This window comes from Pseudoalteromonas sp. T1lg75 (assembly GCF_002964705.1).
In the GTDB taxonomy this organism is placed as follows: Bacteria; Pseudomonadota; Gammaproteobacteria; order Enterobacterales; family Alteromonadaceae; genus Pseudoalteromonas.
This window is the reverse complement of sequence record NZ_PQCD01000003.1, coordinates 62,593-81,716: the sequence shown is the minus strand read 5'-3', so window position 1 is coordinate 81,716 and position 19,124 is coordinate 62,593. Positions and strand designations below refer to the sequence as shown.

Sequence of the window (19,124 nt, the reverse complement as noted above, 5' to 3'; positions counted from 1 at the left end):
TAATTTCATGGCCAAGGTAGTACATAAATTTGGCGGCTCTAGCCTAAGCAGTGCGGCTCGTTATCATGCGGTTGCCAATATCATCCTGGCACATAGCCAGGTGGGTGACATAGTCGTGGTGTCTGCGGCGGGCAAGACCACGGATACATTGGTTAAGTTATGGCAAGCGTTTGAGCAGCAAGATCTGCACAGCGGCGTGGATGTGATTAGCTTGTTGCGTAATCATCAGCAGGAGCTGATCCATGAGCTGTTAAGCGGGGAAATTAACACACAGGTTTTAGCTCTGCTGGAGCATGAATTAACACAAGTCTGGCAAGAGTTTGAGCAGGGCCGCTTGCACGAGGCTACCCTGCTAGCCCATGGCGAGCTCTGGTCGGCGCGTTTATTATCCAGCTATCTGCAACAACTCGGTGTTGAAGCGCAGGCGCTGGATGCGCGACGATTGCTCTGTGCCCAGCATGGGCAGCTATTGCATCGTGTGAATGAACAGCAATGTCAGCAATTCATTGGTGCGGATAAGATAAATGTGATCACCGGCTTTATTGCCGCCGATCAGCAAGGTCAGACGGTAACCCTAGGTCGTAATGGCAGTGATTACAGCGCCACCTTACTTGCTCGGTATATGGGCGTTGAGGAGGTGTGTATTTGGACCGATACTCAGGGGGTGTTTAGCACGGATCTGAGAAAGGTTGCCAGCGCCCAGAAGTACCATAAAATTTGTCGTTCCCAGGCACAATTGTTGGCGGCGCTGGGCAATCCCGTATTGCATGCCAAAACTTTGTCTCCTTTGCATGGCACTTCCATTAAATTGTCGGTGCGCAGCTCCTACGAGAGCGACGCCTTAGGAACCGAGGTGGTGCGCGAAGGCGGTTGTAAGCACAAGCACTTCATTACTACCCTAGCGCAGCAGGATGTTATCAAGGTTAAGCAGCTCGAACAGGGTGAGCTGGAACAATTACGACGTCAATTGCAGACTAGCCTTATCGCCTGCGATGTAAGGGGTGCCTGGCATCTAGTGGTCCCGCAGCAACACAGTGCCGAGCTACTACATCACTTTGGCGAGCGCGCTCAATTGCTGGAGTCAAATGTCAACGGTTTTGCCCTGGTCGCACCGCAAGCACAGCTGGCTAAATGCCAACAGCAAGTGCTACAGGAAGTAAGCGAACTCAACCTCAACGGCCGTTTTACGCATGTGGGCGAAGGTTATTGTTTGCAGTTAACCGATGAAGAGATTGATGCCGATAGCCTGGGCTATTTGCACCAGCGTTTGTTGGGCTCTCAACGGCAACTGGCCGTGGTGGTGGCCGGTTTAGGTAATGTTGGCGAGGTTTTTGTGGCGCAATTTGCCCAGCAGTTGGCGCGTTTGCGTCAGCATATAGACGTTAAGGTGGTGGCCCTGGTGCGCAGCAAAGGCCTGCTTTTTGACCCTTGCGGTATCGATATCGAACAATGGCAGGCGGCTTGGGAACAGCATGCGCAGGACTACACTGACGAGGAGTTAATATCGCGTTTGGCGCAGCTTGATTACGAGCACAAGGTGGTGATTGATATCACTGCCAGTGAGCCCTTTAGCCAGCTTTACCCTCAGTTTGCCAAGGCTGATTGTCATTTGATCAGTGCCAATAAATACGCAGGGACGGCTCCCTTTGCCTGGTATCAGAGCCTGAAACAAGATTTGGCCCAGCGTAACCTGCAGTGGCGCTATAACACCAGCGTGGGCGCCGGGTTGCCAATTAACTTCGCCCTGGCTGATCTGCAAAATAGCGGCGATAGAGTGACTCGGGTGCAGGGCGTTTTTTCCGGCACCTTATCCTGGCTATGTAGTCAATATGATGGCAGCGTGCCATTTTCTCAGCTGCTGTTGGCAGCACAGGAGCTTGGCTTTACCGAGCCTGATCCCCGTGAAGACTTATCCGGGCGTGATGTTCAGCGCAAGCTGCTGATCCTGGCCCGTGAACTGGGTTTAGATCTGGAACTGGATGATATTGATCTGAGTGCCTTAATGCCGACCCAATTGGCAGCCGGAACTTGGCAGGAATGTCAGACTAACCTAGATGCGCTAGATGAGTTTGTATCGTCGCGAGCTCAGCAGGCCAAGGCTGAGCAAAAGGTGCTGCGTTACAACGCCGACCTGCGCATTGAGCAAGGCAAGGTGGAAGCCAAGGTAGGGCTGGTGGCGGTGCCAGCCAATGACCCATTGGCGGGATTGCAGCCCGGTGACAATATCTTTGTCGTCAACAGTCATTGGTATCAGGAGAACGGCTTGGTGATCCAAGGGCCGGGGGCGGGTAAGGAAGTCACTGCCGCGGGTGTGCATTCAGATCTATACTGGCTTGCAAGCCGGTTGAGCTAACCCGGGTACTCGTTAAGAAATAAAAAAGCCAGCATTCGCTGGCTTTTTTTCTTAGTTAGAACAACTCATCCTCGGTGGGCAGGGCTTTTTCTCCCGGCGACTGAGTTTCAAAGAGCACCGGCGGGGCTTTTTCAACATAGCGGGTTGGCGCTGTGCCCTTAATGAAGTATTCAAAGCGACTTGTATGGTCATTGTTATGACTCAGTAGCCCGGTTTTCAGGTCAATGCGCACCGATTCTAATCCTTCGGGTGGCTCTATTGCCGCATAAGGCTGATCTTCAAGGGCGACGCGCATAAAGTCGATCCAAGCAGGCTGAGAGGTCTTAGCACCAGACTCGGCCCCAAAGATTTGACCGCGGTCGAGGTTATTGTTGTAGCTGGTTCGCCCCAATGGATTACCCGGGTTATCAAAACCAACCCAGACCGTGGTCATGACGTTGGCATTAAAGCCGCTAAACCAGGTATCGACGGAGTTGTTGGTGGTACCGGTTTTACCGGATAGGTCGCGACGTTTTAATTTAGTGGCCCGCCAACCTGTGCCGTTCCAGCCGGTACCATGCTGCCAATCACCGCCACCCCAAATGGCGCTGTTCATGGCATCGGCAATTAAAAAGGCATTTTGCTCTGAAATCACCCGTGGTGCGCAGCTTGGAATCGCTTGCTGCTCTGGCATTGGGAGCTCATCGCTTTGCTGAGCGGCTGTTGCTTGGTCACTGGCGAGGATTTCATCCGTGGTTAATTCTTCGAGCTTGGCGAGCTCGGCAAACTCGGCCAGTACCTCGTTTTTGCGGCGCTGTTCATTGCTACAGGCAAGCAAGGGCTGAGCCTGGTAAAGCACCTCGTCTTCACTGGTAACTATGGAGCTAATAAAATAGGGTTCCACCAGGTGACCGCCATTGGCAAAGGCGCTCATACCGCGAGCTAATTCCAGCGGCGTTAATGAGGCACTGCCCAAGGCCAAGGTTTCATTGCGGGGAATATCCTCGTCCTTGAAGCCGAATTTAAGTAAATGATCGGCGGCGGTATCCACGCCCACACCGCGTATCAGGCGCACCGAGACCACGTTTTTAGACTGGGCCAGGGCACGGCGAACACGAATAGGGCCGACGTATTTCTCCGGGCTGTTTTTTGGCCGCCAGGCAACGCCCTGACTTTTATCCCAGTGATTGATAGGGGCATCGTTGATAATGGTGGCCAAGGAATAGCCGTGCTCTAAAGCCGCGGAATAGATAAAGGGCTTGATATTAGAACCCACCTGGCGTTTGGCTTGGACGGCGCGATTGTACTGGCTTTGCTCAAAGCTGTAGCCACCAACGATGGCCTTAATGCGGCCGTCCTTGGGATCGATTGACACCAGGGCGCTGGAAGCATCGGGAAGCTGTGCCAAGAGGGGCTGGCCGTCCTTATCGAAGCGGTACCAGATTTGCGCTCCTGGATTGAGAATATCGGCGGCCGTTTTTGGCGCAAAGCTCTGGCGCGACTGGGTGATAAAGGTGCGAGCCCACTTCAAGCCTTCCCAATCTATGCTCAGACGCTCATTATTTTTAGTCAGTACGGTAATGGCTTGTTCTTCAACTGACATGACTACGCCGGCATGAAGGTCGGCCAGTGTATTAACGCCTTTTAAATGCTGCACTAATTCTTGTTCGCTGAGGGGCTCTTCACTGTCGTGTTGCCATAGGTAGGCCTCGGGGCCGCGATAACCATGGCGCATATCATAGGCATAGAGGTTGTCTCTAAGAGCTGTTTGCGCCGCCGCCTGCATGGTCGACTCTACCGAGGTATAGACCTTGATGCCGGAATTATAGGCTTGCTCGGTGCCGTACATGGCAACCAGTTCGGCCCGGGCCATCTCAGAAATATAAGGGGCATAGAGTTCAATCTCGGCACCATGGAAGGTGGCAGTGATCGGAGCACTTGTTGCTTCCTGATATTCAGAAGTACTGATATAACCTTCATCCAGCATGCGTGAGAGCACCACATTACGGCGCGCTTTGGCACGCTCCGGGTTGCGAATTGGGTTTAATGCCGAAGGTGCTTTAGGTAAACCTGCAATCATCGCCATTTGTGCTAGAGTTAATTCATCGAGTGATTTGCCATAATAAACTTGGGCCGCAGCACCAATACCAAAAGCGCGGTTTCCTAATTCTATTTTATTAAGGTAGAGCTCGAAAATTTCATCTTTGCTTAATAATTGCTCAATGTGGATGGCAATAAATATTTCTTTAACTTTGCGAATATATGCTTTTTCACGAGTTAAAAAGAAGTTTCGCGCTAATTGCATTGTAATAGTACTGGCCCCCTGGCGCTTTTCACCAGTGGATATTAGTACTAAAGCACTACGTACTATACCTATAGGGTCTATGCCGTAGTGTTCATAAAAGCGATTATCTTCGGTGGCCAGGAATGCTTTTCGAAGTGGTTCCGGGACGTCGTTGATTTTTACAGGGATTCGCCGCTTCTCACCAAACTGGTTGATCAGTTTGCCATCCCGCGTAAATACTTGCATTGGTGTTTGTAACTTTACATCTTTTAATACCGCTACGCTGGGGATGTCAGGCTTCACGTAAAGGTATAAAGCAACCAGAGTAATACAGCCCAGGAGGCCACATATGCAAAGGATTTGTAAAAATTTTTTGAATATTTTCACGGATAATTCCCTATTTGGACTCCCAATTGAGCGCAGAGGTTGCTAGTATATCTTGATTAGAAAGTGAATAAAATTTTTTCATCAATAATTTATAAGTCTATTATAATTATAAAAAAAGGTTTCACGTTGCTCTTATGTTAAATCGACTTCTCAAAAAGTCAGTGCCCGCCATGGTGGGCATCGACATCGGCTCACACTCTGTTAAAGCGGTGTTACTAACACAGCAGGACCAGGGTTATCGTCTCGATGCTGTTGCAATCGAACCTATGCCCAAAGGGGCTATGGCCGAGCGTAACATACAAGATATTGAGGCGATTGGCCGCGTAATCGCAAAACTTAGAAGACGCATTCCAAAGTCTATCAGTCACGCCGTTGTTGCCGTGTCTGGTCAGACGGTGATCACTAAGGTGATCTTTATGGATGTGGCATTAAGTGATGCTGAATTGGAATCGCAGATCGAAATCGAGGCGGATAGCTTAATCCCTTATCCTCTGGATGAAGTAAGCATTGATTTCGAAAAGCTCGACATCAACGAGGCTGACCCGTCAAAGGTCAACGTGTTGCTCTCGGCAGCGCGTACGGAAAGCGTGGAAGCACGCTCCGGAGCGGTTGAGGCCGGTGGTTTCACACCCAAGGTCGTTGATGTTGAAACCTATGCTTTGAGCAGGAGTCTGGATGTGGCCTATGCCTCATTGCCAGAAGATGCCAAAGACAAGGTGGTGGCTTTGGTAGATATTGGTGCGGTGATGACCTTGGTCAGCGTGGTGCAAAAAGGCGAGACCATTTATACCCGAGACCAGGTGTTCGGTGGTGAGCAATATACCAACACCATCGTCTCCTACTACAACAAAAACTTTGACGAAGCCGAACGAGCTAAATGCACGGGCGATTTACCGCCTAACTACACCTTTGAGGTGTTGGCGCCGTTCCAAACCTCTTTGTTGCAGCAGGTTCGTCGCGCCGTGCAGATGTTCTTGACCACCAGTGGTAAAGACCAAGTGGACTACATTGTTCTATCTGGCGGTACCACCATGATCGATGGTTTGGATAGATTGCTTGTCGATGAATTGGGCATTCATACCGTTGTTGTTGACCCCTTTAAGAGCATGGAAATCGGTTCGCGCGTTGATCAGGAGCTGATTGACAAGCATAAAGCCCAATTCGCCGTCGCCACGGGTCTTGCATTGAGGAGCTTCTCAGCATGCCACATATAAATCTACTGCCTTGGCGTGAAGCCGCACGGAAGGAAGCGCAACAAAACTTCGTTACCATCTTGGTAATGGTGATTGTAATTGCCTTTGCCTCTATGTTTGCGCTCAGTCAAGTCTATGGGGCCATGATCGATGGCCAGAATGTGCGTAACAACTTTCTAGTACGCGAAATTCAAGTACTGGATCAGCGTATCGCCGAAATTCGTGAGCTGGACAAGAAAAAAGAAAGCTTACAACAGCGTATGCGCTTGATTGAAGAGCTGCAAAGTAACCGTAACCTGGGTACGCGCATTATGGATGAAGTGGCGAAAATCGTTCCTTCCGGCGTTTACTTTACGACGCTCGAGCGTCGCGGTGATGCAATTCAAATTACGGGTAAGAGTGAGTCTAACAACCGCTTATCAACCATGATTCGTCAAGTTGAAGGCTCATACCTACTAGAGAGAGCATCCTTGCAAGGCATCGTTGCCGGGGAAGAGCAGGCTCGTTTGTTGAGTGATTTCAATATGCAATTCAGTGTGAAGTCCTTCGGTGAGATTGGCGAGGTGAAACAATGAGTTCAGGTTTTAAAGCCTTTAGTGATATCGAGTGGGGTGAGCTGGAGCTCGACAACATAGGCGAATGGCCCGCCCTGGTTAAGGGTTTAGCATGTGTCTTTGCTGCGGGCCTGGTGTTGTTCTTTAGCTACAAACTACTGGTGGAAGATAAAATCACTGGTTATGAAAGCGTGCAAAATAAAGAAGTCGAATTGCGCGACAGCTATCGTTTTAAGTACTCCAAAGCCAGTCGTCTCGAAATCTATAAGCAGCAGATGCAAGAGATGGAAGAGAAATTCTCCCAGCTATTGAAAAAACTGCCTACCTCGAATGAAACGCCTGGATTGCTGGATGATCTCTCTTATGTTGGTACAACCAGTGGTCTGACCTTTGTTAAGATCGGCTGGTTACCGGAGATCAAAAAAGAGTTCTACACCGAGCTACCCATTAAGATTGAGGTTGAAGGAAGCTATCACGAATTTGGTGAGTTCGTTGGTAAGGTAGCGCAGCTACCGCGTATTATCAGCTTGCACGACTTTGAAATCGAAGCTACCGGTGATGACCAGCTAGTCTTTAGTGTGGTCGCTAAGACTTACCGTTATGAGGGGGATGAATAATGAAAAAACTCCTCGCAGTCGCCTCGTTAACACTGTTAGTGAGTGGGTGTTTTGATGACACGACCGAGCAAAAAGAGTTTATCAACCGAGTAAAAGCCAGTACGCAGCCCAAGGTGGAGCCAATTCCTGAAATTGCCCAGTTTGAGCATTTTGCCTACAGCGCATCCGACTTGCGTAGTCCGTTTGTGGCGCCCAAGCCTGAACTAATTCAGGATAAGTTGATTCAGGTGCAAAACTGCTTGCACCCGGATCCACAGCGTAAGAAGGAGCCTTTGGAGCGTTATCCATTGGATAACCTATCGATGAAAGGCACACTCGGTTCAGGGCCGCAAACTTGGGCCCTCGTCAAGGCATCAGATGACACCTTGCACCGAATTTCAAGAGGCAATTACGTTGGCTTGTATCACGGCAAAGTGACTCAGGTACGCAATAACTACATAGAATTATTAGAGTTAATCCCTGATGGAGCAGGATGTTGGAAAGAACGCCTGACCAAGCTAGAAATGTTGGAGGCAGGTGATGATTCCAGTTCATAAAAATCAAGGTAACAGCACAATGCATAATAACGCATTTAAAATGAATCGTATCTATTCTTTGGTACTCGCAGTAGCTACCCTGTTTATGTCGAGTTTTGCGACCGCCGTACCCTTGTTGTACGACGTTCGTTACAACCCATTACTGGAAGGTGAAACTGAGGTTGAGTTTGTATTCGATGAGGAAATCTATATCGAGCCACAAATTCAGGTATTCAGTGAGCCGGCGCGTATTGAGCTTTTCTTCGATGAGGCCGATTATGAGCAAAGCCTTGAAGAAGTCCTGATCAATAAGGCCGGTGTAGAAAAGGTAACCAGCGAGTTCGTTAACGACGGCTTTAAGGTAACCGTATACCTAGATCGCCTGAAAATTTATCAGACGCGTATCGATAAGAACTTGTTCTATCTACACGTTTCCGATAACCCGACGCAAGACGCGTCACAAACCATTGCCGAAGAAGACGAAGGTGCTAACTACATCAACCGTATTCAAGCCTTGGACTTCCGCCGCGGCGAAAAAGGTGAAGCGCGCGTATTGGTCTTCTTACAAGACAACATGGCCGCTATCGACGTGCAGGAGCAAGCGGGCAAGGTGATTGTAGAATTCCATAGTACCGACATCATTGACGACCTACTGTATCAATTGGATGTCATGGACTTCGGCACCGTGGTGAGCATGGTAGAAACCTTTAAAGAAGGCTCTAACAGTCGCATCGAAATCGACACCACAGACGCGTTCGATTATAACTATCAGCAGCTCGATAACATCTTTACTATTACTTTAGAGAAAGATGAGTCGAAGCGAGGCTTCCTAGGCAATGGTAAGGACTACCAAGGTCGCCCCATGTCGCTGAACTTCCAAGATATTTCTATCCGTGCGGTGCTACAGATCATCGCCGACTACAATGGTTTTAACCTGGTAGTAAGTGATTCGGTGGCGGGTAACATCACACTACGCTTAGACGGTGTGCCTTGGGACCAGGCCCTTGATATGGTATTACGAGTGAAAGGCCTGGATAAGCGCATGGAAGGTTCGATTTTAATGGTTGCACCAACCGAAGAATTAGCCGCGCGTGAAGCCAAAGAGCTTAAAGCCAAGCAACAGGTTGAAGACCTAGAGCCGCTCTACAGCGAATATATCCAGCTTAACTATGCCAAGGCACAAGAGTTTGCCGACTTACTGCAAACGGACGTTAACAGCATTCTTTCTAATCGCGGTAGTGTGTCGGTGGATGCTCGTACCAACACCTTGTTAATCAAGGATACGGCTAAGAGCATTGAAAATGTGCGTCGTATGATTGAGAACTTGGATGTTGCGGTGAAGCAGGTTGTTATCGAATCCCGCATGGTAACGGTACGCGATAATATCCAAGAAGACCTAGGTATTCGTTGGGGCTTCAGCGACGGTAATGGCGGTTGGTTAAACAACACGGATCCCACTGCACCGAATTACCCAACTGGCACTATAAGCGGTATTTCTGGTAACCTAATAGGTGCTAACGCCATTGCTAATAATGGTACTCCAAGCGTGGGTGACCGCCTCAATGTGAATCTGCCAATAGCTAATCCCGCTGGTAGTATTGGTATGCATGTGGCTAAATTAGCTAATGGTCAATTGATCGACCTTGAACTATCGGCCCTGGAGCAAGAAAACAAGGGTGAGATCATCGCCAGTCCGCGTATTACTACCGCTAACCAGAAAAAAGCGCGTATCGAGCAGGGTACTGAAATTCCTTATGTGCAATCGGCTTCAAGTGGTGCGACTACGGTAACCTTTAAAAAGGCGGTACTTAGCCTAGAAGTGACTCCGCATATCACGCCTGATAACAAGGTTATCCTTGACCTGGCCATCACTCAGGATACCCGAGGTGATACGGTAGACACGGCAACGGGTCCGGCGGTTGCCATCGATACTCAGCGTATCGAGACTCAGGTACTGGTTGAAAACGGTCAAACCGTGGTGCTAGGTGGTATTTACCAGCAGCAGATCATCAACTCGGCCCGTAAGGTGCCGCTACTGGGTGACATTCCTTACCTAGGCGCATTATTCCGCTCAACCAGTGAGCGTAACGAGAAGCGTGAGCTGCTTATCTTCGTAACACCGAAGATCATGGTAGAGAGCTCTTTGTAACTCTATGAAGATAGAAAAAAGCCACTCTTAAGAGTGGCTTTTTTATGCCCGCTATTTAGCGTTAGCAATTAAAAAGGCCACTTTATTTAAGGTGGCCTTTTTAATATAGCGAATATTGTAGGGGTTGTTAGATGTACTCGAACACCTTAATAACGCGCTCAACGCCGGAGATGTTGCGAGCAATTTGCACCGCACGTTCGGCTTCGGCTTTACTGACCAGGCCCATTAAGAAAACCTCGGCATTCTCCGTGACCACCTTAATATTGTTACCACTTACATCATCGGCCGCCAGCAGCTGGGTTTTTACCTTAGAGGTCAGCCAGGTATCGTGACTGTGTGTACTGATGCTTGTTGGTGAGCCAAGGCGCAACTGATTATGCAGACGACGTAAGCCATCGGCGCTCTCTGCGGCACTTTGTGCTTGCGACTTCATTTGTTCGTTGGGCACCTGACCAAGTAGCAAGACGATGCCGTTATAGCTGACCACGGTGACATTGGCATCGTCGCGCTGACCAATGCGTTCCTTAATGGCTAAGGTGGCCTTTATTTCAATGTTATTGTCGTCTATCTGACTGCCTATGGTACGGCGGTCATTAGCGGCGGTCACCGCCCCGGCGGTGCCTGCAACCACGGCGGCTGCACACCCTTGCAGTAATAAACTACCGACTAACACGGCGACAAGGCTTTTATTATTCATTTAGTTTTCTCCCTGAGGAAACAGTGTCATGTCAACGAGCTCACTAAGACAGTGTAGATTGACAAGGTGTGATTCTAAAATACGGCTTGGACGTTTGGCGGGAATGCGAATCTCTACGTCATTGGCGCTCAGTAGCCCAGCTAGCTCACCGCCGTCGTCACCCACCAGGGCAATCACCGTCATATCCTTGGTAAGTGCCGCTTCTACGGCGCTGATCACCGCTTTTTCGTTACCATTAATGGCGAGTACCAGCAGCAAGTCGCCTTGCTCACCAAGCGCCCGTATTTGCCTTGCATAAATATCCCGGCTGCGGGTGCTGCTCGGCTGTGGGCTTAGGTTTAATGCTTGTGGCGATAAAGATATGGCCGGCAAACAAGGGCGCTCTGTTTCGAAAAAGTTGACCAGCAAGGCAGCAAAATGGTCGCTCAACATATGGCAGCTGGAAGCACCACAGCAGAGTAGTTTATTGCCATTGATCAGCGCTTGGGCGATGCTAAGAGACGCCGATTCCAAAACCCCGGGTAAGACTTCCCCCGCGGCAATTTGCGCTTGGATGCTTTCGGTAAAAAGCTCTTTAATTTGTTCCTGCATTTATAATACGTTTTTTATCCAGTGAAATTGGGGTGCCGATTGGCCTTCAATGGCCACATAGTCGGCACGAAGTATACAGTGCGCCAAGTCATGTTTTTGTACGTAATGGGCGATGGTGCGCCTAAGTCGTTGCTGTTTGCGCTCCGTTAGGGCGTAAAGTGCACCGCCAAACCCTTGCTGACGGCGAAACTTAACCTCGACAAATACCCAGGTTAGCCCGTCTTTCATGATCAGGTCTAACTCGCCGAAACGACAATTATAATTACGAGCGACCGGCGTTAAGCCTTGCTTCTGCAAATAGTCCTGGGCCAGGAGCTCGTAATGCTGTCCTTTTGCTCTGCTATTGCGCCATTCCTTCGGTTGCCAAAACATCGCTTGCTTCCTCTTGCTGCTCTTGCCTTAACAGCGGCGTTGGGCTGATATGCTCAAGATTCACCGGGGCAATTTGCCGCGATTGATAATGTGCCCACGCCAGATGACGTACCACCTCGCCCTCGCTGTTAACGCTTAATTGTCCTGTTAATCCGGGTAGGCTTTTACCCGGGAGCATGCTCAACTGGCGCAGTTCGGGGATCACGGTTACGGCATCGTAACCCATGGCAAACAGGCGCTGTTCTATGTCTGCTTGATTCGGCCACAGACCTTGAACCGTTTCTTTAAGTTGGCGGTTGGCCATGTTATTTAAGCCAGTCGTCGGTAGCATCCAGGGGAGCTCGGTAAAGTATAAGCCGTTTAAGTCCCGTTTGTCGGTGTTATCAATTTGGGTGCTATGACTTTTTGAGCTGGCATACAGAGGGATGCGGTCGACAAAGGTGCTGACGTTGACGTCCAAATAGGGTTTTAACAAGCGAGTTTGAGTGGCGTCGGCAAGTAGGTAAATCACATCAATATCCCGGCGTGAGCGGGTTTCGCTCTCTACCTTTTGCTTAAACAGGCTTTCGATTAGCTCAATGCGCGCCTCACTTTGACCCACCTCTAGGATGTCGGTGATCACCTGTTCCATTTCTTTGTTGTTATCGAACAAGCCAACCAAGGGGGCTTGCTCGTTATAGCGTAGCCACTGATTGCTGAAATATTCGCTTAGGCGCGTACCCGAGCGATCATTGCTGGCTAAAATAAGCGGCTTTTTAAAGCCTTGAGCCATAAAGTGCTGCAGTGCTTGGTCCAGCTCGTGCTCAGGCGCCAGGGCAAAATAAAAGTGTTGCGATGACTGGCGCAGGTAATCGCTACGGTTTAAGTAGATGCTGGGAATGCCTTCAAGCAGCGCTTGTTGTTCAAAGCGGTTGATGTTGCCTTTTACCAGGGGGCCGATGGCAAAGTCGATATTGTGAGCGCTGATGGTGGCTTGAATATCTTCGTTGCTAAGGTTGGCGTCAATAAAATACACATCGGCAAACTGATGTTTGTCCAGCGCGGCAATCACCCCGTTTTTTACGGCTTCGCCCAGGGCACGGTTGCCACCGCTGAGGGGGAGGAAAACACCCAGATTGGCCACCTTGTAGGGTTCAACCTGCATTAACTGAGCTACTTTTTCGTCCAGGGCAAAGCTAGCCGGGTGATTGGGATTGCGACGTTGCCAATTATTGGAGGCGCTATGCAACTCGACAGGTTGGCCGAGGTAAAGTTGTTTTATTAACGCCAGTTGTATCCAGCCTTGCTGAATACTGGAACCGTTATTGAAGCTTTGTAACTGCCCCGTAGTCAGCCCCTGCAGGCTTTGCCAAAGTAGGGGGTTCACCTCGGTATTGTCAAGCTCGTAGCGGTCCGCCGCTTCCGAGGCGCGCAGTAAAAAAGGGACGGCTTGAAGATCTAAGCGCATATGAGCATAGGTTGCGCCCTGCACTAATTGATGCCAGTAAAAATGTTCTGGGGTACTAAGTTGTGACTGTACCGAAGCAGAATCGCGTAAGGCGTTATTAGGGTTACCTAATTTTATTTGCGCATAGGCGCGGATCAACAAGGCCTGGACATGCCAGCGCGGATGCTTCTTCAGCAGGGTATCGCTGATACTTTGTAAGATTTGCCAATCCTGCTCGGCAAGGGCTTGTTCCTGTGCTGCCACCAATTTAAATCGCTGCTGGTCACCATTTAATTCCAGCGCCTGCTCATAGAGCAGCTGTGCCGACAAGACCTCGGGCTGTTCCGGGGCGCTGATATTAGTCGCGGGATTTACATTTTCTTGGGGCTTTTGTGTTGTGCTGCAGGCTGATAAGCCCGACAATAGCACTAAACCAGCAATCGATTTGAGTCGCACAGTCTTTGTGTTCCAATTGGCCATAGTGTGATTCGCTTATCTTACTGACTGATGCAGGAGAGCTCAATGTCCAATGCGGATATTTCAACCGATCATCCCCACACAAACGCCGGCACCCTATATATAGTTGCCACGCCCATAGGAAATTTAGATGATATCAGCCAGCGTGCTATCAAAACCCTAGCCGAGGTCGACTTAATCGCGGCTGAAGACACACGCCATACCGCCAAGTTGTTATCTCATTTGAGGATCACTAAGCGCACCATGGCCCTGCACGACCATAACGAAAAGCAAAAAGCACAGCAAGTTCTGCAATGGTTGGAAGAAGGACTTAATGTCGCCCTGGTCAGTGATGCCGGTACGCCGCTTATCAGTGACCCCGGTTATGCTCTGGTGAGTCTATGTCGCGCCAGCGGTGCGCGCGTTACACCCATTCCCGGAGCCTGTGCCGCCATTGCCGCGGTAAGCTGTTCTGGATTACCAACGGATAAATTCCAGTTTGTTGGTTTTTTACCGGCCAAAAGCAAGGCCCGTCAGGAGTTCTATTCACAGGCCCATGACAGCGGCATCACTAGCATAATGTATGAAAGTACCCACAGGATCATGGCCAGTTTGGATGATTTACAGCAGGCTTTGGGCGCGCAGCAACAGGTGGTGTTGGCCAAAGAACTGACGAAAAGCTTTGAAACCTTTTTCAGCGGCACTGTGGTTGAGCTGATCGCCTTCTTAGAAGAAGATCCAGCCCGTCAAAAGGGAGAGATTGTCCTTATGCTGCCGGGCAAGGTGGCGAACAAAACAGATATTGACCCTGAGGCCATTCGCCTTATTGAACTGTTAAAAGCGGATATGCCGCTTAAAAAAGCCTGCGGCGTTGCCGCCGATTATTTTGGCCTTAAGAAAAATGCCCTCTACAAAAGCATGCTGGAGCAGGAGTGATCGTGCTGGCTAGTTAGGAGTAAATAGGTATAATAGCGCCCGAGTCGGCTAGATAATCGCTGCCTGTGACGAAAATGATCAGGGGGAGGAAAGTCCGGGCTCCACAGGGCAGGGTGCCAGCTAACGGCTGGGGGGCGCAAGCCTACGACAAGTGCAGCAGAGAGAAGACCGCCTAAGTCCTTCTGGACCGGTAAGGGTGAAAGGGTGCGGTAAGAGCGCACCGGGCCACTGGTAACAGTTGGTTGCAAGGTAAACTCCACCCGGAGCAAGACCAAATAGGGTTCCTTATGGTGTGGCCCACATCGGAACCGGGTAGGTTGCTTGAACCTTGGAGCGATCCAAGGTCTAGACGAATGATTATCCACGACAGAACCCGGCTTACAGGCTGACTCAACTCATTTATGAAAAAGCCCGCAGTAAATACTGCGGGCTTTTTTAGTGCTTCAAGGGAGATACTTTAAGCAACAATCCCAAGTGGTTTTCCTGTTTCCCAAGCACCACGGGTAAAGTCTGGAATTGTTTTACTGTTGCTTCTATCAGCAACCGAGGCCATGCTTTGTGGGAAAATAGAGGACCAGGCCGCCGCATCATAGACATCTTGATCTAGGGCCTCGTTGTTGCGTAAGCAGTAGATCATGCGCCACAGCATAATGAAGTCCATGCCACCATGGCCACCGTTACGCACGGCTTCAGCGCCCATGCGTTTCCAAAGCGGATGATCAAACTCTGCACGCCACTTTTCCATATCCCGATCCCAGCTATGGAAGTTTTGCATACTTGGCTTACGTCCCTGGGAGCCAGCCTGTTTCCACTGCGCTAATTCTGCCTCGTATTCTTGCTGGTAGACTTTTGCGATACCTGGAGGCGTATCTTCAAGGGCTATGCGGTTTGGAAAACCGGCAAATGTTCCATTTGTTCCTTGAATCAGGTTATGACGACTGTAGGGGCGAGGGCTGGTGGTATCGTGCTGTACCATAATGCTGCGACCCTTCACTGTTTTGATAATGCTGGTATTCATATCACCTGCAACAAACTCTAAAGAGCGACGTTCATGACCCGCCGGAAACTCACGTTGTGCATAGGCGGCACGCCCCAACGCCGGTGAGCTTACTGAAGTAACAAAATCAAAACGGTCACCCCGGTTAATATTCATATATTGTGAAACCGGACCTAAGCCATGTGTTGGATAGAGGTTGCCGTTTACTTTTGTGTGCCAATAGGTTCGCCAAGAGCCTGTGCTGCGATCAATTTCTTTCATTTGCCAGCGAAGATCATGAATGTAAGCCGCTTCACCGTGCAGTAGCTCGCCGAAGATCCCTTGACGTACCATGTTCAGCACCATCAACTCATCTCGGCCGTAGTTGACGTTTTCCATCATCATGCAGTTCTTTTGTGTGCGCTCAGCAGTATTAACGAGCTGCCAACACTCTTCTATTGTTGTCGCCGCGGGCACTTCAACAAAAGCATGTTTGCCGCTTTCCATGGTGTCGACACTCATCGGGGTGTGCCATCTCCATGGCGTGGAAATGATCACTATGTCTATGTCTTGGCGAGCCAGCATGTCTAAATACGCTTTATCTGAACCCGTGTATGCCGTGGGCTTTGGTAACCCTTGCTCGGTGACATAATTAACCGATTTATTAAGCATGGTCTGATCGGTATCGCATATGGCTTTTATTTCAACACCATAATGTGACACAAGTGTTTTACGTGACCGCTGCCGCGCTGGCCTACCCCGATAAAACCCACCCGTACCACATCCATTGCTGGCACAGCCAGACCCATCACACTTTTACCTTGTGCAGCGAGTATGGGTTGTTGAGTGTTCTCACTTTGTTGGCCTTTTGCACAACCTGCCACGACTGTAGCAGCTGTAAATGCTGCGGCAGACTTCAAAAAATTACGTCTATCTATTGTCATAACGATACCTAAATCACAGAGATTATGTTGAGGTTTTATTTCAGTTGCTTATTTTATAACGCATGATTAAAAGGAATACAACAAAATAACTTTCGAAGTATTTCATTTGTGTTTTTTAAAAGTGTTTTATGTGTTCATCATATTGTATTTTGATTTTAAATGTTGTTTTTGTTTCTTTCGTTTGCTTTTGTTTTGTTGTTTGGTCTTTCACGTTGTGTTAGTGTTATTTCACATCGCGAGTTGAACTGAGAGCACTTGCTGCAGTGGAGAGAATCATGAAAGCACTAAAGACGATAATTAATAACAACCGAGCGGGGCAACTGCGTGGGGTTTACTCTGTATGCTGCGCGCATCCGTTGGTTATTGAAGCGGCGATGCGTCAATCATTAAAGGATGACAGTGTCTTGTTAATAGAAGCGACGGCTAACCAAGTGAACCAATACGGTGGCTATACAGGTATGACGCCGCAAGACTTTGTGTCTTTCGTTCATAAAATTGCGCGTAAGGTGGGGTTAGCGACAGAGCGGATCATTTTAGGCGGTGATCACTTGGGACCCGTGTGTTGGGTGGATGAACCCGCAACGCAAGCGATGGAAAAAGCTGTGGAGCTGGTCAAGGCCTATGCCAGCGCCGGGTTTAAAAAAATTCATCTGGATGCAAGTATGCCATGCAGTGATGATGGTGCCTGTTTATCTGATGCTGAAATAGCTAAACGTGCGGCCTTGATGTGTCATGCGGCTGAGCAAGCCTGTGGAGATGGCGACATCATGTATGTAGTGGGGACTGAAGTGCCTCCTCCGGGCGGAGCAAAAGAAGATTTGCAGACAATTGAAGTATCAGATGTTGCAGGTGTGCAGCAAACAATTGAGTTGCATCAAGAAGCGTTCCGCCAACAGGGAGTGGAATCGGTGTGGTCACGGGTTATTGCTGTTGTGGTACAGCCTGGAGTGGAGTTTGATAACCACCAGGTATTTGCCTATCAACGTGCGCAAGCCAAGCGGTTAAAAGACTTTATTGGCTCTGTTGATAACTTGGTATATGAGGTCCATTCTACGGACTACCAACCTGAGCAGAGCTACCATGAGTTGGTTCAAGACCACTTTGCTATTTTAAAGGTTGGGCCGCAGTTAACTTACGCGTTGCGTGAAGCGCTCTTTTCTCTTTCTTACATTGAGGAGCAACTGATCGCACCTGCTTCATGCTCACAATTACGTGCTGTGTGCGAAGAGGTGATGCTGGAAAAACCAGGGTATTGGGATAAATTCTACAAAGTCGCGGACGAGCACGCTGCACTTTATCGTGCTTACAGCTACAGCGATCGAATTCGCTATTACTGGCCTGAAGCCAAGCTACAACAAGCTGTTAGCACCTTATTTAATAACTTGGCGGCGCAGCCAATTCCTGAAACCTTACTGAGCCAATTTATGCCAAACCAATTTAATGCCCTTAGGAAGGGGGACATCAGCGCTACACCGAGAGATTTGGTGTTGAATAAAATAATGGAAGTGACGAATGTGTATTCGCTCGCTTGTAATCAATAAGTGTTGTTTTGGAGAAAAATAGAATGACGCAATTTTTATCACTTGATGACGCTACTCTCCAGCAACATAATGCCTACTGGACGGCGAAAGAAATCACGCAACAGCCGCAATCATGGCGTAATACCGCCGCCATTGTTGACAAGCACAGCGCTGGTATTCATGACTTTTTGACCCCCATCTTTGCACTTTCCGGAGCGCAAGTTGTGCTGACCGGTGCGGGAACATCTGCCTATGTTGGTGAGTCGTTAGCGCCTCACCTCAGAGCTAAAACCTCACTTGATGTCCGTGCAATTAGTACCACAGACATAGTGTCTAACCCGTTAGCTTATTTGCAGGCAGACACCCCCACCTTGGTTATCTCATATGCGCGTTCAGGGAATAGCCCTGAAAGCGTAGCCGCTGTGCAACTGGCCGATCAGGTGCTGGAAAACTGTTTTCACTTAATTATTACCTGCAACGAAAATGGGCAACTGGCTCAGCAAGCTAAGGATAGGGAAAACAGTTACTGTTTACTTATGCCACAAGAAACATTGGATGAAAGCTTTGCCATGACCAGTAGTTTTACGTCAATGCTGCTGGCGACCTTGTGTATTTTCACGCCTGACGCGCAGCAGTTAGAGTGCCTAGCACAGGATACCGAACTGCTTCTTGAGCAACAGCTTGAAGAGATCAGAGCCTTGGCTGCATCAGATATGGAGCGCATTGTCTTCTTGGGAGCTGGCTCATTAGTAGGGTATGCAAAAGAGGCTGCCCTCAAGTGCTTGGAACTAACCAATGGCGCGGTAGTCAGTTATTTTGAATCTCCATTGGGATTCCGTCATGGGCCAAAAACCATCATCAATAGTAAAACAGCGATTATATTAATGGCATCTAATGATGGGTATAGCCGTCGCTATGATGCTGACCTGTATCAAGAGCTGCTTAACGAGCAGCAATGTTTATTGGTGAAAAGGCTGAGCACTTCAGCTCACCGTGCGGGGCTAGATGATGTATGGCAAGGTCTATATTATATTGTCTATTGTCAGGTATTCGCTTTTTATAAATCGATTTCACTCGGTCTAACGCCCGATAATCCATGTCCAACCGGTGAGGTTAATCGTGTTGTTAAAGGGGTAACCATTTACCCATTAACGTCTAGCTAGGATCAGTGGGAG

The 19,124-nt window shown here is 49.1% G+C and carries 16 protein-coding genes, 1 other RNA gene and 1 pseudogene; 10 read left to right on the top strand and 8 right to left on the bottom strand.

Annotated elements, in window-relative coordinates:
- Positions 1-7: 7 nt before the first annotated feature.
- Complete coding sequence (gene metL, locus C2M36_RS00370; protein WP_105253235.1) at positions 8-2,353, top strand: bifunctional aspartate kinase/homoserine dehydrogenase II; 2,346 nt, start codon at positions 8-10, stop codon at positions 2,351-2,353.
- Positions 2,354-2,408: 55 nt separating this feature from the next.
- Here the strand turns inward: metL and C2M36_RS00365 are convergent, their stop codons facing one another.
- Positions 2,409-5,003 carry a penicillin-binding protein 1A gene (locus tag C2M36_RS00365; protein ID WP_105253234.1) on the bottom strand — a complete coding sequence of 865 codons (2,595 nt, stop codon included), beginning with the start codon at positions 5,001-5,003 and terminating at the stop codon, positions 2,409-2,411.
- Positions 5,004-5,137: 134 nt separating this feature from the next.
- Between C2M36_RS00365 and C2M36_RS00360 the strand changes: the two genes are divergently transcribed.
- Genes C2M36_RS00360 through C2M36_RS00340 form a run of 5 tightly spaced genes read left to right on the top strand, consistent with a single transcriptional unit; the run spans position 5,138 to position 10,031 of the window.
- On the top strand, positions 5,138-6,217 hold the full coding sequence (locus C2M36_RS00360; protein WP_105253233.1) for a pilus assembly protein PilM: 1,080 nt from the start codon (positions 5,138-5,140) through the stop codon (positions 6,215-6,217).
- Positions 6,205-6,771 (top strand): PilN domain-containing protein, encoded by a 567-nt coding sequence (locus tag C2M36_RS00355; RefSeq protein ID WP_105253232.1) that lies wholly within the window; start codon positions 6,205-6,207, stop codon positions 6,769-6,771. Before C2M36_RS00360 ends, C2M36_RS00355 begins: the two co-directional genes overlap by 13 nt.
- Positions 6,768-7,367, top strand: a complete 600-nt coding sequence (locus C2M36_RS00350; protein ID WP_105253231.1) for a type 4a pilus biogenesis protein PilO — start codon at positions 6,768-6,770, stop codon at positions 7,365-7,367. The genes C2M36_RS00355 and C2M36_RS00350 overlap by 4 nt, the downstream gene beginning before the upstream one ends.
- Positions 7,367-7,903: a pilus assembly protein PilP gene (locus tag C2M36_RS00345; protein ID WP_105253230.1), complete on the top strand. Its 537-nt coding sequence runs from the start codon at positions 7,367-7,369 to the stop codon at positions 7,901-7,903. Before C2M36_RS00350 ends, C2M36_RS00345 begins: the two co-directional genes overlap by 1 nt.
- Positions 7,887-10,031 carry a type IV pilus secretin PilQ gene (locus tag C2M36_RS00340; protein WP_105253229.1) on the top strand — a complete coding sequence of 715 codons (2,145 nt, stop codon included), beginning with the start codon at positions 7,887-7,889 and terminating at the stop codon, positions 10,029-10,031. Before C2M36_RS00345 ends, C2M36_RS00340 begins: the two co-directional genes overlap by 17 nt.
- A gap of 127 nt (positions 10,032-10,158) precedes the next feature.
- On the opposite strand, the gene dolP is transcribed toward C2M36_RS00340, so the two are convergent.
- Genes dolP through C2M36_RS00320 form a run of 4 tightly spaced genes read right to left on the bottom strand, consistent with a single transcriptional unit; the run spans position 10,159 to position 13,573 of the window.
- Positions 10,159-10,728: a division/outer membrane stress-associated lipid-binding lipoprotein gene (gene dolP / locus C2M36_RS00335; protein ID WP_105253228.1), complete on the bottom strand. Its 570-nt coding sequence runs from the start codon at positions 10,726-10,728 to the stop codon at positions 10,159-10,161.
- Positions 10,729-11,319, bottom strand: coding sequence for an SIS domain-containing protein (locus tag C2M36_RS00330; RefSeq protein WP_105253227.1), 591 nt, complete (start codon positions 11,317-11,319; stop codon positions 10,729-10,731). It abuts the gene before it with no gap.
- Positions 11,320-11,691, bottom strand: coding sequence for a YraN family protein (locus C2M36_RS00325; protein ID WP_105253226.1), 372 nt, complete (start codon positions 11,689-11,691; stop codon positions 11,320-11,322).
- Positions 11,660-13,573 carry a penicillin-binding protein activator gene (locus C2M36_RS00320; protein WP_105253301.1) on the bottom strand — a complete coding sequence of 638 codons (1,914 nt, stop codon included), beginning with the start codon at positions 13,571-13,573 and terminating at the stop codon, positions 11,660-11,662. Before C2M36_RS00320 ends, C2M36_RS00325 begins: the two co-directional genes overlap by 32 nt.
- A 66-nt stretch (positions 13,574-13,639) precedes the next feature.
- On the opposite strand from C2M36_RS00320, the gene rsmI reads away from it, so the two are divergent.
- Together rsmI and rnpB are read left to right on the top strand one after the other, a co-directional pair.
- Positions 13,640-14,509 (top strand): 16S rRNA (cytidine(1402)-2'-O)-methyltransferase, encoded by an 870-nt coding sequence (gene rsmI / locus C2M36_RS00315; RefSeq protein ID WP_105253225.1) that lies wholly within the window; start codon positions 13,640-13,642, stop codon positions 14,507-14,509.
- Between the two features lie 40 nt (positions 14,510-14,549).
- Positions 14,550-14,906, top strand: an RNA gene (gene rnpB, locus C2M36_RS00310) — RNase P RNA component class A.
- A 60-nt stretch (positions 14,907-14,966) separates the two neighbouring features.
- Here the strand turns inward: rnpB and C2M36_RS00305 are convergent.
- The 3 genes and pseudogenes from C2M36_RS00305 to C2M36_RS16925 form a co-directional block, all read right to left on the bottom strand.
- On the bottom strand, positions 14,967-15,962 hold the full coding sequence (locus C2M36_RS00305; protein ID WP_442792629.1) for a hypothetical protein: 996 nt from the start codon (positions 15,960-15,962) through the stop codon (positions 14,967-14,969).
- Positions 15,945-16,211, bottom strand: a pseudogene (locus C2M36_RS17080) (Gfo/Idh/MocA family oxidoreductase); the annotation flags it as partial. The gene C2M36_RS00305 and the pseudogene C2M36_RS17080, both read right to left, overlap by 18 nt.
- Complete coding sequence (locus C2M36_RS16925; RefSeq protein ID WP_234399045.1) at positions 16,184-16,429, bottom strand: twin-arginine translocation signal domain-containing protein; 246 nt, start codon at positions 16,427-16,429, stop codon at positions 16,184-16,186. The gene C2M36_RS16925 and the pseudogene C2M36_RS17080, both read right to left, overlap by 28 nt.
- A 275-nt stretch (positions 16,430-16,704) precedes the next feature.
- On the opposite strand from C2M36_RS16925, the gene C2M36_RS00300 reads away from it, so the two are divergent.
- Entirely contained in the window at positions 16,705-17,970 is a 1,266-nt protein-coding gene (locus C2M36_RS00300) for a D-tagatose-bisphosphate aldolase, class II, non-catalytic subunit (protein WP_105253224.1), read from the top strand.
- 23 nt (positions 17,971-17,993) lie between these two features.
- Positions 17,994-19,112 carry an SIS domain-containing protein gene (locus C2M36_RS00295; protein WP_105253223.1) on the top strand — a complete coding sequence of 373 codons (1,119 nt, stop codon included), beginning with the start codon at positions 17,994-17,996 and terminating at the stop codon, positions 19,110-19,112.
- Positions 19,113-19,124: the final 12 nt, after the last annotated feature.